This is a genomic window from Bradyrhizobium guangzhouense, from assembly GCF_004114955.1.
GTDB classification, from domain to species: domain Bacteria; phylum Pseudomonadota; class Alphaproteobacteria; order Rhizobiales; family Xanthobacteraceae; genus Bradyrhizobium; species Bradyrhizobium guangzhouense.
The window spans coordinates 2,996,815-3,014,355 of the sequence record NZ_CP030053.1 but is presented as its reverse complement, the minus strand read 5'-3'; the positions used below and the strand labels follow the sequence as shown (position 1 = coordinate 3,014,355).

At 62.8% G+C, this 17,541-nt stretch carries 11 protein-coding genes; all 11 read right to left on the bottom strand.

Features of this window, described 5'->3' with window-relative positions; translation table 11 throughout:
* Positions 1-121 precede the first annotated feature (121 nt).
* The 11 genes from XH91_RS14465 to XH91_RS14410 all read right to left on the bottom strand — a co-directional run bounded on the left by XH91_RS14465 (position 122) and on the right by XH91_RS14410 (position 17,520).
* Positions 122-2,185 carry an FAD-dependent oxidoreductase gene (locus tag XH91_RS14465; protein ID WP_128951217.1) on the bottom strand — a complete coding sequence of 688 codons (2,064 nt, stop codon included), beginning with the start codon at positions 2,183-2,185 and terminating at the stop codon, positions 122-124.
* Between the two features lie 192 nt (positions 2,186-2,377).
* Entirely contained in the window at positions 2,378-6,574 is a 4,197-nt protein-coding gene (gene rpoC, locus XH91_RS14460; protein ID WP_128951216.1) for a DNA-directed RNA polymerase subunit beta', read from the bottom strand.
* 129 nt (positions 6,575-6,703) lie between these two features.
* Entirely contained in the window at positions 6,704-10,828 is a 4,125-nt protein-coding gene (gene rpoB, locus XH91_RS14455) for a DNA-directed RNA polymerase subunit beta (RefSeq protein WP_128951215.1), read from the bottom strand.
* A gap of 487 nt (positions 10,829-11,315) precedes the next feature.
* Positions 11,316-11,693, bottom strand: coding sequence for a 50S ribosomal protein L7/L12 (gene rplL, locus XH91_RS14450; protein ID WP_128951214.1), 378 nt, complete (start codon positions 11,691-11,693; stop codon positions 11,316-11,318).
* A 54-nt stretch (positions 11,694-11,747) separates the two neighbouring features.
* The gene (gene rplJ, locus XH91_RS14445) at positions 11,748-12,266 is read right to left on the bottom strand and encodes a 50S ribosomal protein L10 (RefSeq protein ID WP_128951213.1); all 519 of its coding nucleotides are present in this window, start codon (positions 12,264-12,266) and stop codon (positions 11,748-11,750) included.
* A gap of 580 nt (positions 12,267-12,846) precedes the next feature.
* Entirely contained in the window at positions 12,847-13,800 is a 954-nt protein-coding gene (locus XH91_RS14435; RefSeq protein ID WP_128951211.1) for a 2-hydroxyacid dehydrogenase, read from the bottom strand.
* Positions 13,801-13,889: 89 nt separating this feature from the next.
* Positions 13,890-14,582 carry a 50S ribosomal protein L1 gene (gene rplA, locus XH91_RS14430; RefSeq protein WP_128951210.1) on the bottom strand — a complete coding sequence of 231 codons (693 nt, stop codon included), beginning with the start codon at positions 14,580-14,582 and terminating at the stop codon, positions 13,890-13,892.
* Positions 14,583-14,588: 6 nt separating this feature from the next.
* Positions 14,589-15,017, bottom strand: a complete 429-nt coding sequence (gene rplK / locus XH91_RS14425) for a 50S ribosomal protein L11 (protein ID WP_011088164.1) — start codon at positions 15,015-15,017, stop codon at positions 14,589-14,591.
* A gap of 130 nt (positions 15,018-15,147) precedes the next feature.
* On the bottom strand, positions 15,148-15,705 hold the full coding sequence (gene nusG, locus XH91_RS14420; protein ID WP_015685389.1) for a transcription termination/antitermination protein NusG: 558 nt from the start codon (positions 15,703-15,705) through the stop codon (positions 15,148-15,150).
* Positions 15,705-15,896, bottom strand: coding sequence for a preprotein translocase subunit SecE (gene secE / locus XH91_RS14415; RefSeq protein WP_007611620.1), 192 nt, complete (start codon positions 15,894-15,896; stop codon positions 15,705-15,707). The genes nusG and secE overlap by 1 nt, the downstream gene beginning before the upstream one ends.
* Before the next feature lie 355 nt (positions 15,897-16,251).
* The gene (locus XH91_RS14410; RefSeq protein ID WP_128951209.1) at positions 16,252-17,520 is read right to left on the bottom strand and encodes a class I SAM-dependent methyltransferase; all 1,269 of its coding nucleotides are present in this window, start codon (positions 17,518-17,520) and stop codon (positions 16,252-16,254) included.
* Between the last annotated feature and the right edge of the window lie 21 nt (positions 17,521-17,541).

The window sequence follows — 17,541 nt, the reverse complement described above, 5'->3', positions numbered from 1 at the left end:
GCTGACGGCCGGCATGACCGCAGAGAAAGCAGGGAAATAGCGGAAGCCGCTATTTGCACCGATTCTATGCGATCAGGATGAATTCGGCAAAACAATTGGCGAATTCATCCTCCCCGTGATGCTAGTCGTCGTCTTCTTCCTCGACCTTGTCGAAGAAGGAATAGCGCAAGGAGTCGGCGTCGGCATACCACTGCCCCGGGCCCTTGTTGGCGGCGAGCGTCGCGGCCCAGAGCGCGTCGGTGCAATCCTTGCGATGCATCGACAGATCGAAGCCGTTGCCGAAGAACAGTTCGGACCATTCCCACCAGGTGCCGAGCTTCCTGACCCCGCGCAAGAGATCGTAGCGATCGATTACGGCCGATGCCATGTCCGAGGTGACCGAGCCGAACACGACGCCGGTCTTGACCACGCGGTTCAACTCGCGGATCGCGCGGACCACCTGCTTCGGGGCAACGTGGCAGAGGCTGGTCTCGAACACGTAGTCGAAGCTACCGTCCTTGAACGGCATGTCGGTGATCGAGCCGAGCTTGTTGTACTTCTTCAGCGCCTTCGGCGTCCTGGCGTGGATCGCGCGGTTGTTCTCGATGCCCCAGGCATCGATGCCACGATCGCGCAGCGCGCCAACCAGCTCGCCGCTGGCGGAGCCTGCCACCAGGAGTTTTGCGCCCTTGGTCTTGCCCCAGACGATGCTGATCAGTCTGGACAGATAATCCGGATCGGTGAACTGCTTCCACACCTCGCCATAGGGGCCGAGGCCGCGATAGTTTTCGAAATAGTCGCGGTCGATTTTGTCGGAGATCGGCTCGCCGTCTTCCTGCGCGCGCTCACGGCGCAGCCGCATCATCTCGGTCAGGATGATGTCGGTCGCTGCGTCCGAGGAATCGAGCAGGCCGTTCAACGTGGAGTCGAACAGATAATCGCCGACCACGACGATGCCGGGATGCTCCTTCGGCTCGGGCCGGTGATTGGTCATGACGTCGCGCACGGGCAAACCGCCCGGAATCGCATTCACCGACGACAGCCAGCGGTGGATCTTGCCTTCCATGAAATGGGCACGCGCGTCTCCGAGCGAGGCCGGCAGCGATTTCAGCGCGGCATCGATCAGCTCCTGGTCCGACAGATTGGCGAAGGCCAGCGCATCGGAGCCGGGAATGAGCCAATTCAAGACACCGTGCTTGCCGACGTCGTGGCGCGCGCCCTCGTTGTAGACGCAGCAGCCGCCGAAGGCGTCCGACATGAACCAGGCGCCGGGAATCTTGTCACCCCAGAACGGGGTGTCGAACAGGATCGAGACGCGCAGGTAGTGCGCGGGACGGTCGAAATAGGCGACGTGCTTGACCATCGACTTGCGCAGCTGCTCGCCTTCCCACCCCATCGTGGCGAGCCAGGAGTGCGGCAGGCAGACCAGCACGAGATCGAAGTCGCGCGTCTCCGGCCCCTTGCCGTTCATCATCTTGAGCTGATAGCGGCCGGTCGGCGCCTTGCCGACGGTGAGCACGCGATGATTGAGCTGGATGTCGGCGTTGACCTCGGACTGGAGGCATTCGATCAGCTGCTCGTTGCCGTTCTGGATGGAGTAGAGGCCGATATAACCGTCGACATCCATCAGATAGTTCTTGAGCGCGTTGAGGCCGTTGGTGTTGTGGCTTTCGGTCGCGATATCCGAGCGCGCCATCACCTTGAAGAAGCGCTTTGCGACCTCGTCCTTGACTTCCTCGTCGAGCACCTGCTCGGCGGTCTTGTAGGCCCACGGGTTCTCGTTGTCGTGCGCACCGACGCCTTCGTAATACTCGATCGGCGACATCTCGTCGGCGCAGCGCTTGCGGAACGCCTCGATCGCCGCCGCGGTCTTGGCGCCATATCGGCGGCGCATGCCGGCGACATCATCAAGCAGCTCACCGCCGAACTGCACCTGTTCGGCGTCCATTGGAATGGTCTGCAGGCCGAAATGCTGAATCAGCTCGCGCAGCGGATCCGGGCCCGTCATCGAGTAGTCGTAGATCTCGGCAACGCCGGCCTCGTACATCGCCGGCGCGGAGTCGAATTTGCGCGTGACGATCTTGCCGCCAAGCCGGTCGGAGGACTCGAAAATGGTGATGCGGCAGAGATCGCCGAGCTTACGCTTCAGGTACCAGGCGCTCATCAGCCCGCCGGGGCCGCCGCCTACGATTGCGAGGTCAAGCATGTTAGTTCCGTGGTCTCCGGCCCTGCCCCCGTCACGGGACCACCGGTCTAAGTTCCCTTAGCAGAAGCGCTTTTGCGCCTGAAGGAAAGATGAACAAAGGTTGATCCCGCATCGCAACAGGCAAACAAAGCAGCAAAAAGGCCGGCTTTCGCCGGCCTTTTCATTGTCCTCAGTAATCCTACGGATGAACGATCATTCCGCAGGCGGCAGCGCAGGAAGCTCCGCTTCCGGCGCGGGCGACACCACGGCCGCCTGCTTCTCGCGCTCGTCGAGAATCAGCTTGTCGCGCTTCATGGCGACTTCGCGGATCTTGGCCATGGAGGCGCCGGTGCCTGCCGGGATCAGCCGGCCGACGATGACGTTCTCCTTGAGGCCTTCGAGCGGATCGACCTTGCCGTTGACCGCCGCTTCCGTGAGGACGCGGGTGGTCTCCTGGAACGAGGCCGCCGAGAAGAAGGAGCGGGTCTGCAGGCTCGCCTTGGTGATGCCGAGCAGAACCGGCGTCCCCGTGGCGATCTTCTTGCCCTCTTCCTTGGCCTTCTCGTTGAGCGCGTCGAACTCGATCTTGTCGACCTGCTCGCCCGAGATCATGTCGGTGTCGCCCTGGTCGGTGATCTCCACCTTCTGGAGCATCTGACGGACAATCACCTCGATGTGCTTGTCGTTGATGAGCACGCCCTGGAGCCGGTAGACCTCCTGGATCTCGTTGACCAGATAGGCCGCAAGCTCCTCGATGCCCTTGACCGCAAGGATGTCGTGCGGCGCCGGGTTGCCTTCCACGATGAAGTCGCCCTTTTCGACGACGTCGCCGTCCTGAAGGTGGATGTGCTTGCCCTTCGGGATCAGGTACTCGCGCGGCTCGTCGGTCTTGTCCATCGGCTCGATCGAGATGCGACGCTTGTTCTTGTAGTCGCGCCCAAACCGGATGGTGCCCGCGATTTCGGCGATGATCGCCGCATCCTTCGGACGCCGTGCCTCGAACAGTTCCGCCACCCGCGGCAGACCGCCGGTGATGTCACGCGTCTTGGCGCTTTCGGTCGAGACACGGGCGAGGATGTCGCCCGGGTTGACCTTGGCACCGACGTCGACCGACAGAATGCCGTCGACCGACAGCATGTAGCGGGCATCGCCGCCACGGGCGAGCTTGAGCACCTTGCCGTCCTTGCCCTTGACCACGATGGCCGGACGCAGGTCCGAGCCGCCGCGAGTCGAGCGCCAGTCGATGACCACGCGCTTGGCGATACCGGTGGCCTCGTCCAGCGTTTCCGAGATCGACTGCCCTTCGACCAGATCCTCGAAGCCGATCGTGCCTTCCACTTCGGTGAGCAGCGGACGGGTGTAGGGATCCCACTCGACGATACGCTGGCCACGCTTGACCATATCGCCCTCGTCGACGTGCAGGCGCGCGCCGTACTGGACACGGTGCGTCGCACGCTCGGTGCCGTCGGCATCGACGATCGCCACCACCATGTTACGCACCATCGCAACCAGGTGACCTTCGCTGTTGCGGGCGATGGCCTTGTTCCGGATCACGATCTTGCCGTCGAAATTGGCTTCGACGAAGGACTGCTCGTTGAGCTGCGCCGCACCACCGATGTGGAAGGTGCGCATGGTGAGCTGGGTGCCCGGCTCACCGATCGACTGCGCCGCGATGACGCCGACGGCTTCACCGTGGTTGACCGGCGTGCCTCGGGCGAGGTCGCGGCCGTAGCACTTGCCGCAGATGCCGTTGACGAGTTCGCAGGTCAGCGCCGAGCGGATCTTCACCTCCTGCACACCACCCTGCTGGATGGCGTCCAGATGGCTCTCTTCCATCAGCGTGTCGCGCTTGATGATCACCTTGCCGGTGTTGTCACGGATGTCTTCGCAGGCCGTGCGTCCGAGGATGCGCGAACCGAGCGAAGCGACCACGGTGCCGGCATCGACGATGGCGCGCATCTTGATGCCGAGCTTGGTACCGCAATCGGACTGCGTGATGATGCAGTCCTGCGCGACGTCGACCAGACGACGGGTCAGGTAGCCGGAGTTCGCGGTCTTCAACGCGGTGTCCGCGAGGCCCTTACGGGCACCGTGGGTCGAGTTGAAGTATTCGAGAACCGAGAGGCCCTCCTTGAAGTTCGAGATGATCGGCGTCTCGATGATCTCGCCCGACGGCTTGGCCATCAGGCCGCGCATGCCGGCGAGCTGGCGCATCTGCGCCGGCGAACCACGGGCACCGGAGTGAGCCATCATGTAGATCGAGTTGATGTCGGCATCGGCTCCACTCGCCGTCTTCTTGGTGGAGGAGATCTCCTTCATCATCGCCTTGGCGATTTCTTCCGTGGCCTTCGACCAGGCGTCGACGACCTTGTTGTACTTCTCGCCGTGCGTGATCAGGCCGTCGTTGTACTGCTGCTCGAAATCCTTCGCCAGCGTGCGGGTGGTGTCGACGATCTTCCACTTGGAGTGCGGCACGACCATGTCGTCCTTGCCGAACGAAATGCCGGCCTTGAACGCATTGTAGAAGCCGAGCGCCATGATGCGGTCGCAGAAGATCACAGTCTCCTTCTGGCCGCAGTGACGGTAGACCTGGTCGATGACGCCCGAGATCTCGCGCTTGGTCATCAGCTTGTTGATGATCTCGTACGAGATGCGCGGGTTCTTCGGCAGCAAATTGCCGAGCATGACGCGGCCAGCGGTGGTTTCGATCCAACGCTTGGAGACCTTGCCGGTCTCGTCCATGCCTTCCCACCGATACTTGATCTTGGTGTGGAGGTGGATGACCTTCGCATGCAAGGCATGCTCGAGCTCGGCCATGTCGCCGAACAGCTTGCCCTCGCCGGGCAGACCTTCGCGCATGATCGAGACGTAGTAGAGACCGAGCACGATGTCCTGCGACGGCACGATGATCGGCTGGCCGTTCGCGGGATGCAGGATGTTGTTGGTCGACATCATCAAGACGCGCGCTTCCAGCTGCGCTTCGAGCGACAGCGGAACGTGCACGGCCATCTGGTCGCCGTCGAAGTCGGCGTTGAACGCCGAGCAGACCAGCGGGTGAAGCTGAATCGCCTTGCCTTCGATCAGCACCGGCTCGAACGCCTGGATGCCCAGACGATGCAGCGTCGGCGCGCGGTTGAGCAGCACCGGATGCTCGCGGATCACCTCATCCAGGATGTCCCAGACCTCGGGCCGCTCCTTCTCGACCAGCTTCTTCGCCTGCTTCACGGTGGTGGACAGGCCCTTGGCGTCAAGCCGCGAATAGATGAACGGCTTGAACAGCTCGAGCGCCATCTTCTTCGGCAGGCCGCACTGATGCAGGCGCAGCTCGGGACCGACCACGATCACCGAACGGCCCGAATAGTCGACGCGCTTGCCGAGCAGGTTCTGACGGAAGCGACCCTGCTTGCCCTTCAGCATGTCGGCGAGCGACTTCAGCGGGCGCTTGTTGGCACCCGTGATGACGCGGCCGCGGCGGCCGTTGTCGAACAGCGCATCGACCGCTTCCTGAAGCATGCGCTTCTCGTTGCGGATGATGATGTCGGGCGCGCGCAGCTCCATGAGCCGCTTCAAGCGGTTGTTGCGGTTGATGACGCGGCGATAGAGGTCGTTGAGGTCCGAGGTCGCGAAGCGGCCGCCGTCCAGCGGCACCAGCGGACGCAGGTCCGGCGGGATCACGGGAACGACAGTCAGGATCATCCATTCCGGCTTGTTGCCGGAGTGGCGGAAGGCCTCGACGATCTTCAGGCGCTTGGCGAGCTTCTTGTGCTTGATGTCGGAGTCGGTCTCCTGCATCTCGGCACGCAAGCTGAGCTCGAGCTTCTCGAGGTCCATGCCCTTGAGCAGTTCACGGATCGCCTCGGCGCCGATCATGGCGGTGAAGGAATCCTGGCCGTACTCGTCCTGCGCCTTCAGATACTCGTCTTCCGACAGCAGCTGGCGGTCCTTCAGCGCGGTGAGGCCCGGCTCCAGCACGACGTAATATTCGAAGTAGAGGATCCGCTCGAGATCCTTCAGCGTCATGTCGAGCAGAAGGCCGATGCGCGAGGGCAGCGACTTCAGGAACCAGATGTGGGCGACGGGCGCCGCGAGCTCGATATGGCCCATGCGCTCGCGCCGGACGCGCGACAGCGTGACTTCGACCGAGCACTTCTCGCAGATGATGCCCTTGTACTTCATGCGCTTGTACTTGCCGCACAAGCATTCGTAGTCCTTGATCGGCCCGAAGATGCGGGCGCAGAACAGGCCGTCGCGCTCGGGCTTGAAGGTACGGTAGTTGATGGTCTCCGGCTTCTTGATCTCGCCGTAGGACCAGGACAGAATCTTCTCCGGGGACGCGATCGAGATCCGGATCTGGTCGAAGACCTGAGCCGGCGTCGTCGGGTTAAAGAGATTCATAATTTCTTGGTTCATCGTCTTCTCCTCGCGTACCGGTCGCCTCCGGCCGCAAATTCGAAAATCACTCGAGCGGGGCGCCCTGCCCTCAAGGCATCGGGAGGGGCGCCAATGCCCGGCCGCAAAGGCCGGGCATGAAAGGTCGTGTTACTCGGCCGCTTCCGACGTCGGCGCCGGACCCATCTTGGAATTGTGCAGGTCGACGTTGAGGCCGAGCGAGCGCATTTCCTTGACCAGCACGTTGAACGATTCCGGGATACCGGCCTCGAAGGTGTCGTCGCCACGCACGATCGCCTCGTACACCTTGGTACGGCCGGCGACGTCGTCCGACTTCACGGTCAGCATTTCCTGGAGCGTGTAGGCCGCGCCGTAAGCTTCGAGCGCCCACACCTCCATTTCGCCGAAACGCTGGCCGCCGAACTGCGCCTTGCCGCCCAGCGGCTGCTGGGTGACGAGCGAGTACGGGCCGATCGAACGCGCGTGGATCTTGTCGTCCACGAGGTGGTGCAGCTTGAGCATGTAGATGTAGCCCACCGTCACCTTGCGATCGAACGCGTCGCCGGTGCGGCCGTCATAGACGGTCGACTGGCCCGAGGCATCCAGACCCGCGAGCTTCAGCATCTCCTCGATGTCGGTCTCCTTGGCACCATCGAACACCGGCGTCGCAATCGGCACGCCGCGGCTCAAATTGTGGCCGAGTTCAAGCAGCTCGTTGTCGTTGAGCGTCTTGATCGTCTCGTCCTCGCCGTAGACCTTCTTCAAGGTTTCCTTCAGCGGCTTGATGTCCTGCTTCGACAAATAGGCATCGACCGTCTGGCCGATACGCTTGCCGAGGCCGGCGCAAGCCCAGCCGAGATGCGTCTCGAGGATCTGTCCGACGTTCATGCGCGAGGGCACGCCAAGCGGATTGAGCACGATGTCGGCGTGCGTACCGTCTTCGAGGAACGGCATGTCCTCGATCGGCACGATCTTCGACACCACGCCCTTGTTGCCGTGGCGGCCGGCCATCTTGTCGCCGGGCTGGATCTTACGCTTCACCGCGACGAAGACCTTGACCATCTTCATCACGCCGGGCGGCAATTCGTCGCCGCGCTGAAGCTTCTCGACCTTGTCGAGGAAGCGCTGCTCGAGCCCCTTCTTCGACTCGTCGTACTGCTTCCGCATGGCCTCGATCTCGGCCATCAGCTTGTCGTTCGGCGAAGCGAACAGCCACCACTGCGACTTCGGATACTCCTCGAGCACCGCGCGGGTGATCTTGGTGTCCTTCTTGAAGCCCTTGGGACCGGCAATGCCCTGCCGCCCCTCGAGGAGCTCGGCAAGACGGTTGTAGACGTTGCGGTCCAGGATCGCCTGCTCGTCGTCGCGGTCCTTGGCCAGACGCTCGATCTCTTCCCGCTCGATCGCCAGCGCACGCTCGTCCTTGTCGACGCCGTGGCGGTTGAACACGCGGACTTCCACGATCGTGCCCTGCACGCCCGGGGGAACGCGCAGCGAGGTGTCGCGAACGTCGGAGGCCTTTTCGCCGAAGATGGCGCGCAGGAGCTTTTCTTCCGGCGTCATCGGGCTTTCGCCCTTCGGCGTGATCTTGCCGACCAGGATGTCGCCGGCGCGCACTTCGGCGCCGATGTAGACAATACCGGCTTCGTCGAGGTTCTTCAGCGCTTCTTCCGAGACGTTCGGAATGTCGCGGGTGATTTCCTCGGGCCCGAGCTTGGTGTCGCGGGCCATCACCTCGAACTCCTCGATGTGGATCGAGGTGAAGACGTCTTCCTTCACGATCCGCTCGGAAAGCAGGATCGAGTCTTCGAAGTTGTAGCCGTTCCACGGCATGAACGCGACGAGCACGTTCCGGCCGAGCGCGAGCTCCCCGAGATCGGTCGAGGGACCGTCGGCGATGATGTCGCCCTTCTTGACGATGTCGCCGACCTTCACCAGCGGACGCTGGTTGATGCAGGTCGACTGGTTGGAGCGCTGGTACTTCATCAGCCGGTAGATATCGACGCCCGACTTGGTCGGATCGAGATCTTCGGTGGCGCGGATAACGACGCGGGTGGCGTCGATCTGGTCGATCACGCCCGAACGGCGCGCCGCGATCGCAGCACCCGAGTCACGCGCAACCACGCCTTCCATGCCGGTGCCGACGAACGGCGCCTCGGCGCGAACCAGCGGCACCGCCTGGCGCTGCATGTTCGAGCCCATGAGCGCGCGGTTGGCGTCGTCGTTCTCGAGGAACGGGATCAGCGCCGCCGCGACCGAAACGAGCTGCTTCGGTGACACGTCCATGTAGTCGACCTTGTCGGGCGTCATCGGCACGACGTCGCGGGTGCCGCTGGCGCGGCAGACCACGAGGTCCTCGGTGAAACGGCCCTTGGCGTCGACAGGCACGTTGGCCTGCGCGACCGAATAACGGCCTTCCTCCATCGCCGAGAGGTACACGACCTCGTCGGTGACGCGACCGTCCTTGACCTTGCGATACGGGGTCTCGACGAAGCCGTACTTGTTGACGCGCGCGAAGGTGGCGAGCGAGTTGATCAGACCGATGTTCGGACCTTCCGGCGTCTCGATCGGGCAGATACGGCCGTAATGCGTCGGATGCACGTCGCGCACTTCGAAGCCGGCGCGCTCGCGGGTCAGACCGCCCGGTCCAAGCGCCGAGAGACGGCGCTTGTGGGTGATCTCGCTGAGCGGGTTGGTCTGGTCCATGAACTGCGAGAGCTGCGAGGAGCCGAAGAACTCGCGCACGGCGGCAGCCGCCGGCTTGGCGTTGATCAGGTCCTGCGGCATGACCGTGTCGATATCGACCGAGGACATGCGCTCCTTGATCGCGCGCTCCATGCGCAGGAGGCCGATGCGGTACTGGTTCTCCATGAGCTCGCCGACCGAACGCACACGGCGGTTGCCGAGATGGTCGATGTCGTCGATCTCGCCCTTGCCGTCGCGCAGGTCCACCAGCGTCTTGATGACGCAGAGGATGTCTTCCTTGCGCAGCGTGCGCTGGGTGTCGGGCGCATCGAGGTCGAGGCGCATGTTCATCTTGACGCGGCCGACCGCGGAAAGGTCGTAGCGCTCGGCGTCGAAGAACAGCGACTGGAACATCGCCTGCGCCGAATCCAGCGTCGGCGGCTCGCCCGGACGCATCACGCGGTAGATGTCGAACAGCGCGTCTTCACGCGTCATGTTCTTGTCGGCCGAGAGCGTATTGCGGATGTAGGCGCCGACATTGACATGGTCGATGTCGAGCAGCGGCAGTTCCTTGTAGCCGTGCTCGTTGAGCGCCTTCATCGACTTGTCGGTGATTTCCTCACCGGCTTCGGCGTGAATCTCGCCGGTCTTGGGGTTGACGAGGTCCTCGGCGAGGTAGTTACCGACGAGCTCCTCATCCGACAGACGCAGCGCCTTGAGCCCCTTCTCCTGGAGCTGGCGGGCGGCACGGACCGTGAGCTTCTTGCCGGCCTCGAGCACGACCTTGCCGGTGTCGGCATCGATCAGGTCGTTGATGGTCGAGTAACCGCGGAAACGGTTGGCGTCGAACGGAACGCGCCAGCCTTCCTTGGTCCGCTTGTAGAGGATCTTCTTGTAGAACGTGGACAGGATCGCCTCGCCGTCGAGGCCGAGGGCGAACATCAGCGACGTCACCGGAATCTTGCGGCGACGGTCGATACGCGCATAGACGATGTCCTTGGCGTCGAACTCGATGTCGAGCCAGGAGCCGCGATACGGGATCACGCGGGCAGCGAACAGGAGCTTACCCGACGAGTGGGTCTTGCCTTTGTCGTGGTCGAAGAACACGCCCGGCGAACGGTGCATCTGGGAGACGATGACGCGCTCGGTGCCGTTCACGATGAAGGTGCCGTTCATCGTCATGAGCGGAATGTCGCCCATGTAGACGTCCTGCTCCTTGATGTCCTTGACCGACTTCGCACCGGTTTCCTCGTCGATATCGAACACGATGAGGCGCAGCGTCACCTTGAGGGGGGCCGCGAAGGTCATGCCGCGCTGGCGGCACTCGTCGACGTCATATTTGGGCTGCTCGAACTCGTAGCGGACGAACTCCAGCATCGAGGTGCCCGAGAAGTCGGAAATCGGGAACACGGAACGGAACACAGCCTGCAGGCCCTCGTCGAGGCGCCCGCCCGCGGGTTCATCGACCATCAGGAACTGGTCATAGGACGCCTTCTGAACCTCGATGAGGTTCGGCATCTCGGCGACTTCCTTGATGTGTCCGAAAAACTTGCGAACGCGTTTGCGACCGGTGAATGTCTGCTGCGCCATCGTGGCCTCTCATTTTCGTCGCCCGCTCTGGGCGAACCGTCCGGAACGCAGCTGCCGCCGCTCCCCGGGTTGAATTTTTCGAACCCGTTTTTGGGGACCGAAAATCCAGTTTCAGGCCGTCATGTCCTGAATCTGTTCTTCAGACCTTCAAAACGCAAAACGACGCGCGGGGCGCATAGGCACGCCCGCCCGTCACAACGATCGTCTTCACGGACTGCAAAAGCCCGAAATAGCCTGCTCTCCCAACGGCTTACAGGGAAATCCGGCATCCCTGCCCACCGCGCTTTCGTGCTGCCGACCCGATATGGGGCGACAATAGTGCAGATTCGAGGGGTAAACCCTCAAATCCCCACACATTTTCGTGTCTGGCCTGCGTCGGGACGATCCGTCGCACGCCTTTTGCATCTGACCGCTCTTTTGAGCCCACCCTCTTGAAGGGCAGACCGGAGTCCCAGGCTCAGCCCGGGACCCCGTCCGTAAGCGATGCTTACTTGAGCTCGACCTTGGCGCCAGCCTTCTCGATCTGGGCCTTGATCTTCTCGGCTTCTTCCTTGTTCACGCCTTCCTTCAGCGGCTTCGGAGCACCCTCGACGAGGTCCTTTGCTTCCTTCAGGCCGAGACCGGTGATGGCGCGGACTTCCTTGATGACCTCGATCTTCTTCTCGCCGGCAGAGGCGAGAACGACCGTGAACTCGGTCTTCTCTTCCGCCGGAGCGGCAGCAGCGCCGCCAGCAGCCGGGCCGGCCACGGCGACAGCCGCGGCAGCCGAAACGCCCCACTTCTCTTCGAGGAGCTTCGCCAGTTCAGCGGCCTCGAGCACGGTGAGGCTCGAGAGGTCGTCAACGATCTTCTGCAAGTCAGCCATTGTTCAGTTTCCTTAGATGTAAGTCTGGTTCGGGTTTGAGTTTTGCGAAGGGCGTCAGGCCGCTTCGCCCTTTGAGGCATGAGCCTGGATGACGCGCGCGAGCTTGCCCGCGGGCGCGTTGGCGAGCTGAGCGAGCTTGGTCGCCGGGGCCACAAGCAGGCCGACGATCTTGCCGCGCAGTTCGTCAAGCGACGGCAGCGAGGCAAGCGCCTTCACGCCGTCGACATTCAGGACGGTCTTTCCCATCGAGCCGCCGACGATGACGAACTTTTCGTTCGCCTTGGCGAATTCGATGGCGACCTTTGGCGCCGCTACCGGATCGTTCGAAGTGGCGATCACGGTCGGTCCCTTCAGCATGGGGCCGATGGCAACGACGTCAGTGCCTTCAAGAGCAATTTTGGCGAGACGGTTCTTCGAGACCTTCACCGAGGCGCCAGCCTGCTTCATCTGCATGCGCAGCTTCTGCATCTGGGCGACGGTCAGGCCGGAATATTGGGCAACGACCGCGACGCTCGTGGTCTTGAAGACCCCATTGAGCTGTTCGACCGCTTCCTTTTTTGCCGCTCGTTCCACAGCAAGCTCTTTCCGGTTGGCGGTCATCGCGAAAGCGGGACCGCCGGGTTGCACCCATTGTCCCGCTCAAACCTGAACCTCTGGGCCAAAAACCCTTTGGACACGCCGGGGCGAGACAACGATTAAAGCCTGCCCTCCCGGAACCCTTGTGAGGTCCGCGGGGTGTCGAGGTCCGAACCAAACTCCTTCCGCAGCCACCCTAAGGTAAGATGCGAAGTGAAATCCGGTCTTCACCCGTCTATGCAGGCCATACGATTAAGCCGTTGAAAAATCGAAATTTCTCGCTGGCGCCTGCAGTCTTGGACAGGACAAGGCCAGCCGGCGAACCGCCTGACCTCTGCCCGCATTCCCACCGGCCGATGGATTTTCCTTCCTTTTCGGGCAAATCCTTGCGGACGTCCTGAAAAGGAATGATCTCCTGCGTGTCGGGTTTTCGGAATGCGTGCACGAACGCGCCAGCCAAGGCCGGCACGTCCGGAGGCGGTTCTTTAACCGCTCTCTGCCCGATTGCCAAGAGCAAAATTCACACCAGTTCCAATCCGTTGCTGGCCCGGCTTGATCCGGGCCGGCAAGGGCCGATTCAGGCCGATTTGACCCGATAAGGCAGCGGCTTGCCCTCGAAATACGCGGTGAGGTTCGCCAGCACGCAGCTCTGCATGGCGACGTGCGATTCGAGGGTGTGGCCGCCGATATGCGGGGCGAACACCACGTTCGGCAGCGCCGTCAGCGCGTCAGGGGCGTGCGGCTCCTTCTCGAAGACATCGAGGCCCGCGCCGGCGATGGTCTTGTCGGTCAGCGCCGCGACCAGTGCCGGCTCGTCGATGACCGAGCCGCGGGAGATATTGACGACATAGCCATCCGTGCCGAGGCGCCCCAGGATGTCCGCGTTGACGACGTGCTGGGTCTCGGCCCCGGCCCGAACCGCGATCATCAGCACGCTGCACCAGTCGGCCAGCGCCTCCAGTGATGGAAAATATTGATAGGGCAGATCGTATTTGGTGCGGCTGAAATAGCCGACCTCGCTCTCGAAGGCGGCACAGCGCAAGGCGATCTTGCGGCCGATCTCGCCCATGCCATAGACGCCGATGCGGCGCCCCGGCATGCCGGCCTGCGGGCGCATCATGGGCGACGGCTTTGACGTCGCCCAGTCACCGCTACGGACGTATTGGTCGGCCACCAAAATCCGCCGCGTCGTCGCCAGCATCAGGGTCATCGCGATATCGGCGACCGGGGCGGCGTTGGCGCCGGGGCTGTGGCCGACCGCGATATTGCGCGCGGCGGCGGCCTTCAGGTCGACGCCATCATAGCCGGTGCCGTAGCAGACGATCGCGCCGAGCTTTGGGAACAGGTCCATCGCCTCCGCGCCCAGCGGTGAGCCGCCGGCGGTCAGCAGCGCCCGGATGCCGCCGAGTTCACCGGCCGAAAACACCTCGCGTGCGGGCTTGCCACCGGTGTCGAGCAGCTCGAACCGTTCGGCGAAGCGCGCCATCATCGACTTGGGAAAGCGCGAAAAGATCAGGACCTTGTCAGCCATCGTTCTTGTTTCCGGTGAATGCGCCCACAAACGACAAGGGGCGGAATCGGTTGCCCGATTCCGCCCCTTGCCTCATGCAATTTCCAGACTTAGCCGAGAATGGTGCCCGGCTCGACCTTCACGCCCGGGCCCATCGTCGAGGACACCGCAACGCGCTGGATATAGGTGCCCTTGGAGCCAGCCGGCTTCGCTTTCGCAACCGCGTCAGCGAGAGCCTTGATGTTCTCGACCAGCTTCTCCTCGGAGAACGAGGCTTTGCCGACGCCGGCCTGCAGGATGCCGGCCTTCTCGACGCGGAACTCGACCGAGCCGCCTTTGGCACCCTTCACCGCACCGGTGACGTCCATGGTCACGGTGCCGATCTTCGGGTTCGGCATCAGGCCGCGCGGGCCGAGCACCTTACCGAGACGGCCGACCAGCGGCATCATGTCGGGGGTCGCAATACAACGATCGAAATCGATCGCGCCATTCTGCACCTTCTCGACCAGGTCTTCGGCGCCGACGACGTCGGCACCGGCGGCCTTGGCTTCGTCAGCCTTGGCGCCGCGGGCGAACACGCCGACGCGGAGCGTACGGCCGGTGCCGTTCGGGAGGGTCACGACACCACGAACCATCTGGTCGGCGTGACGCGGATCGACGCCGAGATTGATCGCGACCTCGATGGTCTCGTCGAACTTCGCCTTGGCGCGTTCCTTGACCATCTTGATGGCGTCCGCGAGCGGGTAAAGCTTTTCGCGGTCAACACCTTCGCGGGCTTTGTTCAAACGCTTTCCGATTGCCATGACCGCTTACCCCGCAACTTCCAGACCCATCGAACGGGCAGAGCCCTCGACCATTTTCATGGCCGATTCGATGGTGTCGCAATTGAGATCCTTCATCTTCTTCTCGGCGATCTCGCGCACCTGCGCTTTGGTCACCTTGCCGGCCTTGTCACGGCCCGGCGCCTTCGAGCCGGACTGGATCTTGGCGGCCTGCTTGAGGAAGTAGGACATCGGCGGCGTCTTCATCTCGAAGGTGAAGGAACGGTCCGCGTAAATGGTGATGATCACCGGGATCGGGGTGTTCTTCTCTTCCTTCTGGGTCTGGGCGTTGAACGCCTTGCAGAACTCCATGATGTTGAGACCGCGCTGACCAAGCGCGGGACCGATCGGGGGCGAGGGATTCGCCGCACCGGCCGGGACCTGAAGCTTCAGGTATCCGGTCACTTTCTTTGCCATGTATCACTCCTGTTGTGCCGGCTGACGCCGGCGGTTTCAGGTTCGTGGTCTGGGTCGGATGCGGCTGGCAACCGCCCTCTCCCTCCCACGGCCTCTCTTTGCGCGAGACCGAGGTCTCACGCGTACCCGGTCAGACCTTCTCGACCTGACCGAATTCCAGTTCCACGGGCGTCGCGCGGCCGAAGATCGATACCGCGACCTTCACGCGCGAGCGCGCCTCGTCGATTTCCTCGACCACCCCCGAGAACGAGGCGAACGGGCCGTCGGCCACGCGCACGTTCTCGCCGATCTCGAACGACACCGACGCCTTCGGCCGTTCCACGCCCTCCTGCACCTGGTGCAAGATGCGCATGGCCTCGGATTCCGAGATCGGCATCGGCTTGTTTTCCGCGCCGAGGAAGCCCGTGACTTTCGGGGTGTTCTTGATCAGATGAAACGCCTCGTCGGTCAGCTTCATCTTCACCAGCACGTAGCCCGGGAAGAACTTGCGCTCGGCGTCGATCTTGCGGCCGCGGCGCACTTCCGTGACCTTCTCGGTCGGAACCAGCACCAGCTCGAACAGCTCCTCGAGCCCGCGCTGCTTGGCCTGCTCGCGAATCGATTCGGCGACCTTCTTCTCGAAGTTCGAATATGCGTGGACGATATACCAGCGCTTGTCGGACGATTGGGTTGCGGCGGCTGTTGCCATCAGTGAATGCCCAAAAGGAAGGTGATGAGGTAGCGGATGATCTGGTCGGCGGCGAAGAAGAAGATCGAGGCCACGGCGACCATCACGAACACCATGATGGTGGTGATCGTGGTCTCACGACGGGTCGGCCAGGTGACCTTGGCGGTCTCCGAGCGCACTTCCTGCAAGAACTTGAACGGGCTGACTGCCATCGTTTGAGACGCCAATAAGGATTTCGGGGATCCGAACAGCCGCCTGTGGCCCAGCCCTCTGTCTCGAAGGATGAGCCGGAAAACCGGGCTCTGTTGTTCGGGGATTTCAAAGCCGCGCCGGAGATCCGCGTCTAACGGGCCGGCTGCGAGTGCGCGGTATCTACTGCGGATAAGGTCAGAGGTCAAGATCGAGGGAGCCTTCCCGGTCCAACCGACCTTGCCGGGACGGCCGGGCAGAGCCCAAGCCGATCAAAGGCTTAGCTGTCCGTTGCGGGCGCGTCCCAAAAGGCTTTGACCGGCTCCCTGCAGATCGGCCTACAGCGCCCTCGCCTTAAGCGCTCTCGGCGACCGCCCCTCAGACGGCACTATCGACCTTGGAAATGCCCGGCAGCGGCACGACGAACTTTCCGCCCTCGGCGAAATAGCGGGCGTGCTTGGCCCGGATCGGGTCCACATAGCGCCAGGCGAAGACGACGACGAACGCCGGCTTGCGCTCATAGAGCGCGGCGGGGGGCAGGATCGGGATGTCGTACCCTGGGCCCGCCATCACGTTCCCCTTCTTGGGATCGTCGTCCACCAGGAAGTCGATCTTGTTCTCCAGGCCGAACTGCGGCAGCAGCGTCGTGGTGCCGACCGAAACGCCGTAGCCCGCAACCAATTGACCGCGCGCATGGGCGGCATCGGCCATCGCGACCAGCTCGTCGCGGATGGCTGCGATTCTCTTGACGTAGGGCGCGTAATAGGCCGGCTGATCGACGCCGAGCCGGTCCTCCTCGGCGATGAAGCGGGCGACTTCCGCCGACGGTTTCTTGGCGCCCCCCGCGCGCTGAACCGTCACGCGGATCGAGCCGCCCTTGGTCCAGATGTGCTGGACGTCGATCAACTCCATCCCGAGCCGTGCGAAGAAGCGCGTCAGCGGCTTGATGTTAAAATACGACAGATGCTCGTGATAGACGGTATCGAGCAGGTTCTTCTCGGTGACGTCAACACCGTATTGCGTCTCGAACACGAACAGTCCGTCCGGCGCCAGCACGTCGCGAACCCCGATCACCAGTGGATCGAGATCGTCGACATTGGCGATCATGTTGTTGGCAATCACGACGCTGGCCGCGCCATGGCTCTTCAGGATGCGCTGGCCAATGGTGTCGGTGAAGAAATCGCCGATGGTTTCGATGCCCGCTTCCGTCGCGCGCCGCGCGATGTCGACGGCAGGATCGACTCCCAGCACCCGCATGCCGCGCTCTTTGAAGAAGCCGAGCAGCGATCCGTCGTTGCTCCCGAGCTCGACGACCAGCGAGCCCGGCGGAATCGCAAAGCGGTTCAGGACGTCATTGGCGTAGCCCGCGAAATGCTCGCGCAGGCCGAGCGAGAGCGAGGTGGTATAGACATAGTTGCGGTACTGAACCTCTGGATTCCCGACATGAAGAATCTGGAGGTGGCCGCAGTCCCGGCAAAGATGCAACGCCATCGGAACCGCCGCGCGAAACACCGGATCGTCGACACTGGCATTCGGGACCTGGAAGTTCGGCGTTCCGATCGGCATGCCGGCCATCGGGACCACCAGCTCTTGCTTGTCCGAATGACACAGGCGGCAGGTGTGACGGACGTAGAACAGGTTTTTCATGATTGAACCGGAAAACGAGAC